Annotated in this window: 12 protein-coding genes; 8 read left to right on the forward strand and 4 right to left on the reverse strand. The window is 36.7% G+C overall.

Translation table 11 applies throughout. From position 1 onward, the window contains the following. Positions 1 to 53: 53 nt before the first annotated feature. Both ACMAYL_RS01120 and ACMAYL_RS01125 read right to left on the reverse strand, forming a co-directional pair. Positions 54 to 809 (reverse strand): N-acetylmuramoyl-L-alanine amidase family protein, encoded by a 756-nt coding sequence (locus tag ACMAYL_RS01120; protein ID WP_103217158.1) that lies wholly within the window; start codon positions 807 to 809, stop codon positions 54 to 56. Positions 810 to 834: 25 nt separating this feature from the next. Further along, positions 835 to 1,764, reverse strand: a complete 930-nt coding sequence (locus ACMAYL_RS01125) for a class I SAM-dependent methyltransferase (RefSeq protein ID WP_103217159.1) — start codon at positions 1,762 to 1,764, stop codon at positions 835 to 837. A 184-nt stretch (positions 1,765 to 1,948) separates the two neighbouring features. Between ACMAYL_RS01125 and ACMAYL_RS01130 the strand changes: the two genes are divergently transcribed. Continuing rightward, positions 1,949 to 2,881 (forward strand): hypothetical protein, encoded by a 933-nt coding sequence (locus ACMAYL_RS01130; protein ID WP_103217160.1) that lies wholly within the window; start codon positions 1,949 to 1,951, stop codon positions 2,879 to 2,881. A 33-nt stretch (positions 2,882 to 2,914) separates the two neighbouring features. Beyond that, positions 2,915 to 6,043 carry a hypothetical protein gene (locus tag ACMAYL_RS01135; RefSeq protein WP_103217161.1) on the forward strand — a complete coding sequence of 1,043 codons (3,129 nt, stop codon included), beginning with the start codon at positions 2,915 to 2,917 and terminating at the stop codon, positions 6,041 to 6,043. 45 nt (positions 6,044 to 6,088) lie between these two features. On the opposite strand, the gene ACMAYL_RS01140 is transcribed toward ACMAYL_RS01135, so the two are convergent. Both ACMAYL_RS01140 and ACMAYL_RS01145 read right to left on the reverse strand, forming a co-directional pair. Continuing rightward, positions 6,089 to 6,442, reverse strand: a complete 354-nt coding sequence (locus tag ACMAYL_RS01140; protein ID WP_392992057.1) for a response regulator — start codon at positions 6,440 to 6,442, stop codon at positions 6,089 to 6,091. Between the two features lie 98 nt (positions 6,443 to 6,540). Further along, on the reverse strand, positions 6,541 to 8,133 hold the full coding sequence (locus ACMAYL_RS01145; RefSeq protein ID WP_412469501.1) for a peptide chain release factor 3: 1,593 nt from the start codon (positions 8,131 to 8,133) through the stop codon (positions 6,541 to 6,543). A gap of 184 nt (positions 8,134 to 8,317) precedes the next feature. Here ACMAYL_RS01145 and ACMAYL_RS01150 point away from each other — a divergent pair, with 184 nt between their 5' ends. From ACMAYL_RS01150 to ACMAYL_RS01175, 6 genes are all read left to right on the forward strand, one after another. Next, the gene (locus ACMAYL_RS01150) at positions 8,318 to 9,850 is read left to right on the forward strand and encodes an arylsulfatase (protein ID WP_412469502.1); all 1,533 of its coding nucleotides are present in this window, start codon (positions 8,318 to 8,320) and stop codon (positions 9,848 to 9,850) included. A gap of 53 nt (positions 9,851 to 9,903) precedes the next feature. Continuing rightward, a complete protein-coding gene (locus tag ACMAYL_RS01155) occupies positions 9,904 to 10,866 on the forward strand; it encodes an AAA family ATPase (RefSeq protein WP_412470600.1) in 963 nt (320 codons plus the stop codon). A 5-nt stretch (positions 10,867 to 10,871) separates the two neighbouring features. Then, positions 10,872 to 11,789 (forward strand): DUF58 domain-containing protein, encoded by a 918-nt coding sequence (locus tag ACMAYL_RS01160; RefSeq protein ID WP_392992050.1) that lies wholly within the window; start codon positions 10,872 to 10,874, stop codon positions 11,787 to 11,789. Beyond that, complete coding sequence (locus ACMAYL_RS01165) at positions 11,782 to 12,252, forward strand: hypothetical protein (protein ID WP_392992048.1); 471 nt, start codon at positions 11,782 to 11,784, stop codon at positions 12,250 to 12,252. Before ACMAYL_RS01160 ends, ACMAYL_RS01165 begins: the two co-directional genes overlap by 8 nt. Before the next feature lie 73 nt (positions 12,253 to 12,325). Next, the gene (locus ACMAYL_RS01170; protein ID WP_412469505.1) at positions 12,326 to 13,219 is read left to right on the forward strand and encodes a VWA domain-containing protein; all 894 of its coding nucleotides are present in this window, start codon (positions 12,326 to 12,328) and stop codon (positions 13,217 to 13,219) included. Beyond that, a complete protein-coding gene (locus ACMAYL_RS01175; RefSeq protein ID WP_412470601.1) occupies positions 13,216 to 14,835 on the forward strand; it encodes a vWA domain-containing protein in 1,620 nt (539 codons plus the stop codon). Before ACMAYL_RS01170 ends, ACMAYL_RS01175 begins: the two co-directional genes overlap by 4 nt. Positions 14,836 to 14,907 lie beyond the last annotated feature (72 nt).

The raw sequence follows: 14,907 nt of genomic DNA on the forward strand, positions 1-14,907 counted from the left end.
TCATTGATCTTTTCGGAATGTTTAGATTAATACTTGAGGGAAATGTTGAGGTATTAAAAAAGACTTGGGCCAGAGATTGAGTCTAAGTAGCTGATAATCCCTTTTGCTGAGTATTTTGCATAGAGGTGATGAAACCAATCATCTAAAACAAGAGAGGCTTCAGTAGTGTTCGTAAGAAAGCCGGCCTCTAAGAGAATAGAAGGTCTTTTTGATAATGCTAGTACATAGAAAAGGCCCGGTTTTAGGCCTCGGTCTTTCATCTTATAATTCTTTGTTAGAAGCTTTCCTAATTCATCGTGAACTTTAGTCCCAAGCTTTTTAGATTCTGGTGCAACACGCTCAACGACAAGATCAGTTAGAATATTGTTGATGATGACCTGTTTTCCTTCAAGATCTCGGTTTTCTACCGCTTCAATTTTTGCGATCGCAGCATCTTGGTGATTGTTTAAGTAGTATGTTTCAAAGCCACTTGAGCTATTGTCTTCGGCCGCATTTAAGTGGATTGAAATAAAAATATCGGCCTTAATAATGTCGGCCATATCTGCTCTTTTTTGTAGAGAGACTGTTTTATCAATTGTTCTTGTTAAATAAGCGCGGTGCCTCTTTGTTTCATTGATATACTTTTTCAATTTAACAGCAATTTTTAGTGTGACATCTTTTTCACAAACAACGTTTAGCTTCTTTTTTCTCCACACTTTTGCCTTGGCCCCACAGTCTTCACCGCCATGACCAGGGTCAATCAGTACAGTCGCTGCAAACGTCTGTGATACGAGTAAGATGGAACAAATAAGAAGTAAGTTTTTAATCATGTATAGTTATTATATGGATATCCCTCTAGCAGTGCAAATGGATTTTATAAAGCTTATGAATCTTTTGATCATGAAAGTCCTCAGGGATGCTCCATCTTGTCATATCCTTGACTTCAAAGCTCTGTTGTACTTGCTCACTAAGTTTAAAGCTACGTAAGTTATTTGAAAAATAGAGGACGCCACTATCTTCAAGAAGTTTTGAACAGTGCTCAATTAAAAGCTCGTGGTCTTTTTGCACATCAAATACAACATCCATTTTTTTAGATTTTGACATTGATGGTGGATCAAGGATGATGACATCGTATTTCTTGTCCTGCTTTAAAGCTTCATCTTTTAGGTATTTTAAAACATCTTCTCTAATGAAAGTATGTTTATTGATATCTAATTCATTAAGTTTAAAGTTTTCTTTTGCCCAATCAAGATACGTATTAGACATATCAACACTTGTTACAGTTGCTCCAGCATATGCACTTGCAACAGATAAGCTTCCTGTATAGCAAAAAAGGTTTAATACTTTTTTATTTTGAAAATCTTCTTTTGCTAATAATTGCCTTAGTGGCCTATGATCGAGAAAGAGGCCTGTATCAATATACTTATTTAAAACTAGTTTAAATTTTAAATTACCTTCTTGAGAAATAAGGGGAGTTTCACCTTTAGATTTTTCATATTGAAAATCCTGTCCTTGTACCTTTCTTTCTTTTATGAAAATGGCATCATCGTTAAGTTCAGTGTGTTCCTTAATGGCCTCAACCAATAGGGGAAGATGGTTCTTATCAGCGTCAATCTTATCAATGCTTCTTTTATAAATAACACAGTAATTGGCGTGAATATCAACAATGAAAGGAAAGTCAGGAATGTCTCTGTCATAGAGGCGAAATGAATCAATATTATTTCTCTTGGCCCATTTCTTTTTATGTCGATAAAGTTTTTTGATGCGGCCATTGATTGCACTCATGATTTTTCCTTCTGTAAATTCAAGCAGCTGATATCACAAAGATTATGCTTAAATTTTAATATTTTGCAAGTACCTGACTAAAGTATGCGACTAAGGTTTCCGTTAAGTAAGACGATATTACGAAAGCTTATCAATTTTAACATATATACAATTGATTCACATTCTATTTCGTGAGGAGAGTTTAATGAAATTTATGGGTAGAAGTATGCTTGCGCTGTATGCGTTTGTAGCAATTTCTGGAAGTACTTATGCAAGTATCTTTACTTTTGGCGAGCTTTTATTGAAGCCGGTCTCAATCAAATCTAAAATTGTGAAAGAAGGGGTCTCTGGCGCTTCTGTTACAAGCCTCAAAGATTCGATTAATAATAGTGTCGCTTCGCTTTCGCATGGACATGCAAGTTTGAGTGATGCCCTTGTTGAGCTAAGGCCAAATACGACAAAAGAAGATGCTGCAAAAATAGGTCGTATTCTAGCTGCATTAAAAATGAATCACGATACCGTAACAGGGCAAGAGTTTAAGGATATTGTAAATGATCTTGCTTATATTGCATCTGTTTATGGTGAAGACTCTAGTAAGATTTTAAATTGTTCATATTGTAAATCGGATCAATTAGCTAGTCTTGGATTCAAGTCAAATATTACTGTTGTTGCTGATCCAGTTTTAAAAAAACAAGTTTCACGACTTCCAAAAAGTTCTACATCTATTTCTCGCTACATTAGCAAGATGTCTCGAAAGGGCAATGCTAAAGATGTCACTCGTTACCTCGATGCAGGTGAGCGTAAGACTCTAGCGTTATTCTTAAGTTTTAATGATCGAGGAGCAAAGAAAGAATACAAGCAGTTCTATGATGCTGTTTCAAAATACAATGCTGACAAGGCTGGAAATGTGACTCTTGCTGGACCTACTGCAAAGGCATCTTTCTGGAAAATTATTGATGGTAAGTTTTCGCCACAAAGAGCAGCGAAACTAGCTAAGGCCATTAATGAAGCAGCTAAGAAGCCAGTTTCTAAAAGAGAAGATGAGTTTTATAAGCAACTTTATAAAGTTAGCGATAAGACTCCTGAAACAGCAAATAGTATTGAAGAGCTAAAAGCTAAAAAGTGTTTTTTCAAATAATTAAATAAATAATAAAAAATGAAGGTATAGCGTATGAGTGATACTAATAGAAAATTTAAAGATCTTTATTTGCCAGTTGTTGGAACTGTTGCAATTGGGACAGCTGCTTTTTTTGGGGTATCCCAACTTAAGCATGGTGATTATCGAAATCCATCTTCTGATGGAAGTTTCAAAACTGCTTATGAAGCATGGGCCGATCTTCAGTATTCTGGAGCATCATATAGTGCCAAGGCGCTTTTAGTAGATGATAAAACTCTTCCAGGCATGCTTGGAGGGGTAACTTACGGTGCCGAAAAAGAAGCGTCTTCTTCTCTATTAACAAGAGTCATGTCTCCTTCGACGGCAATTATTAAAAAGAATATTGATACTCTTTCAGATGCAAATAAAGAGCTTTTCTTTCGCGATTTCTTAGAAAATTATGCAAAGGATTCTAATGGATATCGTACTTATAAAGACGTTACGACAGGTCGAAAGATTGATCTCGCAAGAGACGTTGTAGACGCCGAAGGAAACCCTAAGGTTATTGACTTAACTGAGCTTAAGGCAACTGATATTAAAACAGCTGACTTAGCAACTTTAGAAAAAGTTTTCTACAATCTATTTGAGCAGATGGAAGATCGATCAATGACTTTCATTAAGCCGACTGTTAGGCGTAAGTTTTTTACTGGAAACCTTCCTGGTCTTCCAAAGATTGTTCAACCAGAAGGTGGTGGTTGGTATAGCAAACCACATAAATTTCTTGGTAACAAGCAAGACTACCGCGAGTGGAAGCCTAACTTTGGTAAGGCCGAAAGATTTCTTACAGATGCCCATGGCCACGGTGGTGGTAATGGTGGTTGGGAGATTAACTTTAAGGCCCAAAATACTTATGGTGAATTCGAAGAAATGGTTGCATGGTTTAGGGAATCTCTTTCTCAAGTTGTGCGCGATCCTTTAACTGGTAAGAATAAAGTTCAACTCTTTCAAGCTCCTGGTCACCAGAGACTTGTTTTTAGAAAGCACCCTGATCTCGATGAAGCAAAGCTTTCAGAGTTCTACCGTACGATTCAGTCTTATATTGTATTAAATGGTATTAAAGGTAACTCTGGAATTGAATTTGCCAATTATAAGAATGTTCAAACAGAATCAAACCTTACTAATCTTTATCATGGTGGACGTGGTGTAATTAGGCCAGACGATCAGTGGAAGCCATGGATTGAAAAGACTGGTGGTTTAGGTATAGAGTTTAGGGCCGGAACAAAGAACCTTGCGCCTGCAAGATTTTATCAAACGACACTGGCCGCTCGTATTGGGGCCAATGACTTTAGTGGCATTGCAAGTATTTCAGACTATAACTTAAATAGCCCTGCATTTAGAGAGCCTGAAAGTATTGCAGCGCGATTTGGTATTGAACTGAGTGTTGTCGAACAGGCAATCGCTAATATGCAAAAGGCAGGAATTAAGGCCGACTACCGTGTGATGTTCTGGGGCTGGACAGAACCAGAGGTTGCATTCATTGGGGATACAAAGCGCGAGATCATTAAAAATCTTGTTAAAGATTATACACAGAAGGTCGCTCTACTTGATCCGAATATGTCTCAAGACAAATTAAAGCAAGAAATTCGTGAAATGAATCGTACATGGGTTTCAGCTTCTAAGTTAATTGATGATCTTGAAGCCTATATGCGTCCTAAGAAAATGGACTATAATGCATTAACAATGGACTTTAAGGCCAACGTCGATGCTCCTAATAGAGTTGCAAATCCAGTCGATGTTAATAAGATTGATCTTGGTATCGAGTACTCTGGTAAGTTCCCATTAAGACTTAAGTCGATTACTTCTAAAGATCGTCTTGAAGATGGTAAGCGCGCTTGGGTACAAACTGTTATTGATCTGTCATCACAAGAGCGTGAAGCAATTATTAAAAGAGTTGCTCAAGATCTTTATGAAGAAATTGGTGGAGAAGAAGGTGAGGCACCTGTTAAATTAGAAGTTGATGGACACGGGCACGGACTTGATGTTGCCTATGCAATTCGCGATTCTAAAGGCCGAAAATGGCAAGTTGAATGGGATGGTATTGGCCGCTCATATACTCCTTCTGGTGAGATCATTGCAGATTCTCCACGTGGGGGAACGATTGAGCTAATTACGCCAAAGTTTACTCCTACTATTGAAGAGGTATCGTCGGTATATAAAGCTTTTGAGAAGAATAATGTTCTTCCATCATTAATGGCCGGTGGTGGTCACGTCAATATTGACCTTGCTGCATTTGATGGTAACCCTAAGGCCCTTGCAAGATTCTTAACAATCTTCCACGAGCATAGAGGGATCATTTCATTAATGTTCCAGCATATTAATCGTACACACACTTCAGAGCCTGTCGTTGTAAGTGATACACTTAAGAATGCACTTAAGGACTTTAATGGATCTGAAGAAGAACTTAAAAAGCTTCTTTATAATGAAAGGTACTTTAATACTCGCTTTGGACGTAAGACTCGTTATATCCAACTTGATGTTTCAGCTTACTTTCAGGATGTTATCCCTGAAGAGTTTGTAACAGATGACTTTGATATCTCTAATCCTACAACAGATTGGAGAAGAACTTTTAGAGTCGATCCAAAAATTAGAAAAGGTGAGTTTAGAATGTTCAATGCTCCTCGTGATGCGGCCGAATCAGCAATGCAGATTCAGCTTGTAAGAGCAATGCTTGATAAGGCCATCAATAGTACGACTGCCTTATCTGGTGAAATTGATAATACGACTCACGTTGATTATGTTAAGAAACCAGATATGGTTGAAGATGATCTTAAAAAGTTATGTGATGATTTAGGACTTGATGTTAACCAATTCCGTACAGCTGCAATGGAAGGTTTATCTATTTCTCAACTAGAGTCAGATAAAATCTTCTTTAGAAGTATTGATGAGAAAATGGCAATCCATCCTCATCAACCTGGTTGGGGAAAAGCTGTTGATGCAAGAAGTAGCGATGAAGCTCTTAACTCTACTGGACGTCAGTGGACTCCAGGGCCAGCTGATGAGTTAAATACAATGGATAATGAGCACCGTATCCGTGCAGCTCTTGCTGCCCAAGAGATGAGACAAGATATTGTTCCAGCTCGTGAGCTACCTGGAGAGTTTGTGAGAACAAATAGTTGTGAAGAATTATTAAACGAAATTTTATAGAAAAGAAAAGGGCCTCATCAGAGGCCCTTTTTTTTATATTAATTTTTAAGCTTGTAAATCCTGAATATAATCCATAAAGACTTGATGGCGAATTGGCTTATAAAGAATGTCATGTGCGCCTAGTTCTTTTACTTCATCAAGAGACACTTCTTGGTGGGCCGTTACAAAAATAAATTTCTTGAAATCTAGTCCTTCTAAAATAAGGTTTTTTAAGAAGTCGATTCCATTCATTTTTGGCATGCGAATATCAGAGAAAATATAATCGAATTTTCCATTCTTAACTTTCTCAAGCGCCTCTTCACCATTGTACGCAACTTCATAATCTAATCCGATGCGATCAAACATGTATTGATAGAGCTCTACTAATTCAACTTCATCTTCCACAAATAAAAACTTCAAATTAAAAATCCTGTTGTGCCGTGCTGTGTTGTCTTAAAGACACTTCATCATAGTTAATTTTTATTTGTTTATCAAGCAATTTAGTTTGATTAGCTTAACTATTTGAAATCATTTGTCTTGAAAAACTCTACATCAGCATACTTTTCCGTTGCAAGCTTAAGGTCCCATTCCGTGCGGTAAATAAAGCAAGGGCGGTCCTTAATATCAAAAGCGATATTTGCACTATAGCGCGAAATAAACTCGTCTTTAATTTTCTCGCTTGGAAATTTTATCCATCTAATACCGTTGTAAGGGAAGCCTTCGTATTCTCCCTTAACATTATATTCGTCTTCTAGGCGACGTTGGACAACTTCAAATTGCAGGGCACCAACTGCACCAAGAATTTTCTCTGTTGAGTTATGGCGTCTAAACAACTGAACAGAACCTTCTTCAGATAGTTGCTGTAGACCTTTATCAAGCTGCTTTCCTTTCATTGGGTCTTTTAAGAGAACTCTCTTAAATAGTTCCGGGGCAAAGCTTGGAATCCCTGTAAACTGCATGATTTCACCTTCTGTAAAAGTGTCTCCAATTTGCAGCTTTCCAGAATCGTGGATACCAATGATATCTCCTGGAATTGCATATTCAGTAATTTCTCGATCTTGCGCTTGAAAGATTAGCGGTGTTGCTATTTTTAATTCTTTTCCTGTTCTTGCTAATGTAACTTTTTGGCCGCGTGTAAACTTTCCTGAACAAACGCGGATGAAAGCGACGCGATCTCGGTGCTTCTTATCCATGTTTGCCTGAATCTTAAATACAAAACCACTAAATTTAGATTCACTTGGCTCTACAATACGTGTTTCACCTTTTTCTAGTGGTGCAGTGATTACTTCACGCTTTCCTGGACCTGGCGCAAATTTTGAGAATGTATCTAAAACTTCTTTTACACCAAAGTTATTAAGAGCAGATCCAAAGTACATTGGAGTCATGATACCTGCTAAAAACTCTTCTTCGTCGAATTCAGGCATTAGTTCACTAATCATTTCAAGATCGTTTTCTAACTTCTCTAATAATTCTTCGCCAACAAAGTCGACAATGTGCTGAGCTCTTAAGTCGCTTGCATCAATGATATTTGGACTAAATGGATCTTGAGCATCTTTAAAACTCATAATTGTTTTCTTCTTAAGATCGTATACACCTTTGAAGTCAACACCTGAGCCAATTGGCCAAGTCATTGGCACACACTGAATAGAACAAGTCTTTTCAACATCATCAATTAGTTCAAATGGGTCAAGAGAATCGCGGTCAAATTTATTACAGAAAGACACAATTGGTGTATCTCGCATTCGACATACTTCCATTAGCTTCTTTGTTTGAGTCTCAACACCTTTGGCCGAGTCAATCATCATTAGAACACTCTCTACAGCAGTTAGCGTACGATAAGTATCCTCGGAGAAATCCTTGTGACCAGGAGTGTCGAGAAGGTGCATGGCACGTTCATTATATGGAAATGACATAACTGATGAAGTGATTGAGATACCACGTTCTTTTTCCATCTCCATCCAGTCTGATTTTGCGTAGTTACCTTGCTTACTCTTTACCATACCTACGCTGCGTACAACTTGACCAAACCATAAAAGTTTTTCTGTCATTGTTGTTTTCCCCGCATCTGGGTGAGAAATAATTGCAAAGGTCGCTCTTTTTAAATCTTCCATTTAATTCGTATCCTAATTTTATAATTTTATGATGCGACACTGTAACACAGTGTGAATAAATTGAATAGCTTACTTCAAATCTTATTTATTTTTTAAATTTACTTAATTGAGTGTCTTGGGCATACTCTTAGTCAATAATTTCTTTATAGAAAAGTTAACAAAATTAACAATTTAAGGAGAACTGATGAAAGGTTTTAAATCTTTAATTGGTCTTATTTGTGTTGGTGCTATTTCAGTTAGTGCCCAGGCCGCAAAAAAGCCAAATTTTTTAATTATCTGGGGAGATGATATTGGTGTTGAAAATATCTCTGCCTACAGTCACGGTATTATGGGTTATAAAACTCCAAACATCGATCGAATTGCTAAAGAAGGGATGATGTTTACAGATTACTATGCTGAACAATCTTGTACAGCTGGTCGTTCAGCATTCATCACAGGACAAGCAACTCTTAGAACAGGTCTTTCAAAAGTTGGGCTTCCTGGTGCTAAGGCTGGACTTCAAGATCGCGATATCACAATTGCAGAGGTATTAAAGACTCAAGGATATGTTACGGGTCAGTTCGGAAAGAACCACCTAGGTGATAGAGATGAGCATCTACCGACAAAACACGGTTTTGATGAATTCTATGGAAACCTATATCACTTAAATGCTGAGGAAGAGCCAGAAGATCCAGACTATCCAAAAGACAAGGCGTTTCATAAGAAATTTGGTCCTCGTGGAGTTCTTCACTCATTTGCCGATGGAAAAGTAAAAGATACTGGTCCACTGACAAAGAAGAGAATGGAAACAGTTGATGAAGATATTGTTAATCGTTCAATTAAATTCATGACTGATGCTGTTAAGAAAAAGAAGCCTTTCTTTGTATGGGTAAATACAACTGGAATGCATTACCGTACACACCCTCGTCCAGAGGCCAAAGGACTTTCAGGTCAAGGTGACTACAACGATGTATTCGTACAACACGATATGTATGTAGGTCGTCTTCTTGATTCTTTAGAGAAGAATAAGATCAAAGATAATACTTTTGTTATGTACTCAACTGACAATGGTGTTCACTTCAATACATGGCCAGATGCTGGTATTACAAAATTTAGATCTGAAAAGAATACGAACTGGGAAGGTGCTTACCGTGTTCCTGCTCTCGTTATGTTTCCTGGGAAGATTAAAGCTGGTCAAATCTCAAATGAAATTGTTTCTACACTTGATTGGATGCCGACGATCACAAAGTGGGCAGGATACTCTGATATCAATAAGAAATTTCTTAAGGGAACTCGTATTGGTAAAAAGAAGGTTAAACTTCACTTAGATGGGTTTGATCTTACAAAATATCTTGAAGGTAAGGAAAAGAAGTCTCCTCGTAATGAGTTCATTTACTTAGATGATCAGGGTGTTCCTGTTGCCGTTCGTATGGGAGATTGGAAAGTTGTTTTCTCTGAACAAAGAGCAAAGACAATGGCACTATGGGCCGAACCATTTGTTGATCTTCGTGTTTCAAAGGTATTCAATCTTCGTCGTGACCCTTATGAAAGAGCAGACCAAAACTCGAATACATACTGGGACTGGATGCAGTACAAAGCGGCTTACGTTTACATGGCCATGGATGTTACATCGAAGTTTCTTGAAACATTCAAGCAGTACCCACCAAGTCAAGCTGCTGACTCATGGAGTATGAAGGATATTACAAGAAATATTCTCCAGCAAAATAAAAAGAAATAACTTACTTTGATATGGCGGACCTAGTGTTCGCCATATTTATATTTGGAATGATTATGTCTGTTTTAAATGAAATTCAAAATATTCAAGAACAATTAAATAATCGAATCATTGGTCAAGAAGAGATCATTGAAAAGATCATTCTTGCAGTTCTATGTAATGGAAATGTTCTTCTTGAAGGTAATCCTGGAACAGGTAAAACGACAACGGTAAAACACCTGGCCGGACTGATTGGTGCCGATTTAGGTCGTATTCAATTTACTCCAGATTTACTCCCATCAGATGTTGTTGGTTCTGAGTTATATTTGACTGATGAAAGTGGTAAGGGCCGTATTGAATTTAGTAAAGGACCTGTTTTTAACAATCTTCTTTTGGCAGATGAAATTAACCGTGCCCCCTCAAAAGTACAATCAGCTCTTCTTGAGGCCATGGAAGAAAGGCAAGTTACAGTAAATGGTGTTACTCATAAATTACCTAAACTTTTTATGGTTTTAGCAACTCAAAACCCAATTGAACAAGATGGTACATATCCGCTTCCTGAAGCACAATTAGATCGCTTTATTTTTAAGTTAATTCTCAATTATCCTAATAAGGATAATGAAATGAAAATTATGCAATTAATTCGAGATAATTATAATGCTCCACAGATCAAGAGTGTCTCAAGTGAAGAGATCATTTTTGAGGCGAGAAATGAAATTCAAAAGATTACTTCTTCGGACGCAATTGATCAGTATATTGTTGATATTGTCGATGCAACAAGAAGTAGCGATAAGCTCCCTGATGATACACGTAAGTATATAACAATGGGACTTAGTACTCGTACGACCCTCTCGCTAGATATTGCTGCTAAGGCCAAGGCCTGGCTTTGTGGCAGCGAATTTGTTACTCCCGATCACGTGCGTTCAATAATGAAGCCAGTTCTAAGGCATCGATTATATATTAGTTATGAGGCCATCGCTGATGGAGTCTCGGCCGATAATATAATTGATCAAATAATAGACTCAGTAGCTGTATTGTAAAAACAATGATTCAAGAGAATACGATTTACATATCTAAGAACTATCTAATGGAGCTTAAAGCTAAGATGGTTCATTTTCGTACATTCATTGATCGTCCGATTAGGAACAAGTATGTAGGAAGGTTCGCATCTAAAGTAAAAGGCCAAGGCCTAATTTTTGAAGAGATGGATAATTATCGTCTAGGAGACGATATCAGAAATATGAACTGGAAACTTACACAGAAACTTTCTAGGCCTGTTGTTAAGAGATATACCGAAGATAAAGAAAGACCGGTCTACTTAGTTGTTGATCAAAGCTCAACCATGTTCTTTGGTTCAACAAGTAAAATGAAGTCTGTAGTGGCCTGTGAGTTAGCAAGTATCTCATATTGGAGTGTTGTAAATAACCAAGACCCAGTCGGGGCCTTTGTTATTTCTAATGATGGACATAGCTTTATAAAAGCATCAAAGTCACAAGCAAGATCTGTTGCTATATTAAGTGAGTTAGAGAGCGCAAATCGTAAACTCGATGTAAGTAGTTTGACTAATAAGATGGATGTGGTTGAAGAAGCCTTAAAGCGTCTTAGACATGAAGTTAGACAGAATTCTCTCATTATATTTATTTCCGATTTTTTGGATTTTAATGAAGGTGCTTTTACACAATTGAAGTTGTTGGCCAATAAGAATGAGTTAGTTTTAGCTCATATTGTTGATCAAAATGAAACAAGGCTTCCAGAGGTTAGTAATTTTGTCATTTCAAATAGTATTGATGAACTAACTATTAACTCGAAAGGGGAGAAGTTACAAAATGCTTATAAAGAAAATTGGGATAAGCATATTGATAGACTTTATGGCCTATGTCGGAAATTATCGTTTCCTATATTTGAAATAAATACTCATGAGAATATTTTTACTCAGTTAAAACAGAGGCGTTTTCATGAGTAAGGCCCTCGAAACAATTAAGCATGAGTATTTTGGGAATCTATCGATTAAAGGAATACAAGAAGTTTCTGTTGAAGTTAGTAGTGTCTCATTGTTGCCACAAACTTGGGGATGGGCCCTACTGCTCATTATAATAATTAGTTTTGTTCTCTACTATATTTATCAACGTATTCTTTATCTGAAAAAGTATGGCCCCTATCTCAGAATCTATAAGGGCCTTACTAATAAGGATAAAGTTGAAGATATTTATCTCTTATATAAAAAAGTTTTCAAATTAAGGTTTAAAAAGCAAATTAATGATCGATTCTTAGTTGATAATGGACTTGGAGAGTATTCTCAACTTGAGCAAGATGAGCTTAATGAATATATCTATTCAGCTAAAAATATAGATGTTGAAGATGAAATCATTTTAAAAAAGAAAATGCTTTTAGATATTGGAGTTATTTTAGGGAGGTATCGTGATTAGTTTCGAGCATCCTATTTTCTTTCTGATTGTGTTATTGCCAATATTTGTTCATTTCCTTTTTAAGCCTTTTAGGATGCGACAAACTTCTATTAGAGCATCATTTTACAATATCGTTGCTGAAAGTATGCAAACAGCAGCAGGTGCTGAAAATATTAGAAAACGTAAACATATTCAAAACTCCTTATTAATAATTTCATGGGTTTTGTTTTGTGTCGCTCTTTCTAAGCCTGTCATGAGTGGTAAAGAAATAATAAAAAATATTTCTTCAAAGAGCTTCTATATCGCATTGGATTTGTCTGGCTCGATGAGCTATCAAGATACCCAAACTGGTGAGACAAGACTTGATGTTGCGAAGAAGAATATCACAAAATTTATTAACGAAAGAAGTGATGACTTTCTAGGACTTATTGTCTTTGGAGACTCTGCTTACCTTCAGGCCCCATTATCAAATGATAAAAAATCACTTGTGTCACTTGTTGAGCAATCTAGTGTCGGGATGGCCGGTCTTAGTACCAGGTTAGGAGACGCCATTGGACTCGGAATTAAGCGATTTCGAGATACTAAGGTTAAAGAACGTGTTTTCATCTTATTAACTGATGGCAATGATACAGGTAGTGAAGTTCGTCCTATTGATGCTGCTCAAATAGCTAAAAATGAGAATATTAGAATTTATGTTTTGGGGTATGGAGATCCTACTACTGTAGGTGAGAATAGCCTTGATACAAATACACTCAAACAGATCGCCACGTTAACTAATGGCCGATTTTACTTACCCAAGAATGAGAAAGAGCTTGAAGAGGCATTTAAAGAAATCAACTCTATTGAAGTTCAGCAAATGACAAGATTAACATATCGGCCAAAGTACGACCTCTTTTATTACCCAATTATTATAATTTTATTATTATATCTCTTTGCCATTGTTATCGTGATATCTAGTCGACGCTTTAGACATAGGAGTGTGCAATGAGTGAAATCTTGGCGCTAGCTAAAGCATTTATTATACGCTTTTATACTAATATTGCTGCCTTCCACTTCATTAGGCCATGGTGGCTGCTTTTGCTTATTATTGTAGCTCTATTTGCTGTACTTTATTTACGAAGTAAGAAGATGGGGGAGCTTGGACAATATTTTGGCCGTGATATTTTAAATGCTCTTGTTGTAAAACAACGAGGAGAATACCTTAAAGATCCACAGTTATGGGCGCTAGCATTAGCTTTTATGCTTATTCTTGCCGCTAGTGGACCTAGTTTTGAAAAGGTAAGGACATCCTTTGATGAGAATGAATCTAAAACAATACTTGTCTTTAATCTTTCTGAATCAATGGAGTCAATTGATATATCACCATCGCGTATTGAAAGAGCAAAATTAAAAATTATCGATCTATTAAAAGTTACTCAAGGCTCTTATTACTCTCTTGTTGTTACATCTGGTAACTCATATCAAATTCTTCCCTTTACAAGAGATTTTAATATCTTAAATAATTTCATTACAGCACTTGATACCTCTCTTGTAACAGGTGAACTCTTGCGCTTATCAAGTCTTGAGAAAGTAGTGGCATCTTCCTTTTCAAAAGATGGCCAGGGGCAAAACTTAATTTTTATCTCTGATCAAGTTGATGATGAATCGATTCCAATTATGGCCCGTGGTCTTGAATCCAATGATGTTAACTTAATTGTGTATGGTGTAGGCCGACCAGAAGTTGAATTAGATAGCAATACTTTTAATCCTACTTTACTGCAGAAGTTTGCTTCAGTAGGAAATGGTAATTATATAGAGTTCTCTAATGATAATAGTGATATTGCTCAAGTGAGTGCTTATTTAACAAAGTATTACCCCCTAGATAGCGATAGTGATCTTCCTTGGCATGATCTTGGTTATTATCTACTCTTTCTATGCATTGCCCCTTTTGTTATGTACTTTAGGCGTGGTTGGGTGGCCGTTATTCATTGTTTTATTATTTTTGTTTGCTTCTCTCCAAAGACTGTAAAAGCAAATATAATATTGGATCCATTCTTAACTTCAAATCAACAAGGCCATTTATTTTTTAAGCTCGGTTATTTTAAGAAGGCCGCTAAAGAATATGATGATCAGTATAGTAAGGCCCTCTCTTATTATTTGGCTGAGGACTTTAAGAATGCTCAGCTATATTTTTCAAGCCTTGATTCTCCTGCTGCGAGATTTGCAAATGCAAATTGCATTGCACATATGGGTTATTACTTATCAGCACAATTAGAATACGAAAAGATTATTAAGAGTGGTGGCCCTTATGCAAAGAAGGCAATGCAAAATGTTGAGATTATGAAAAAACTTGTTGCTGAGATTGATGCAACTAGTTTGGCCCAAAGGGCCGAAGGGGACGAGAAGACAAAACTCTACCGTGAGAAATTTAAGATATCTCGCGGGGCCAAGGTATTAGAGACAAATACAAAAGATTCAAGGGAATCAAAAGATGCTCTAAATGTCGATTTATGGATGAATAAAGTTCATTCACCTCTGCGAGAGTTTTTGGCCCGTAAAATTCAAATCATAGATCAGCAAATAGAAACTAAAAAATCTGATAATGATGAGGTTGATAATGAATAGATCAATATTTTATTTCCTCTCATTTTTTATACTGGTTTTTCATCGTCATTCTTATGCATTAAATGGAATAAA

Origin of the sequence: Halobacteriovorax sp. RT-2-4 (assembly GCF_047085445.1) — a bacterium.
In the GTDB taxonomy this organism is placed as follows: domain Bacteria; phylum Bdellovibrionota; class Bacteriovoracia; order Bacteriovoracales; family Bacteriovoracaceae; genus Halobacteriovorax_A.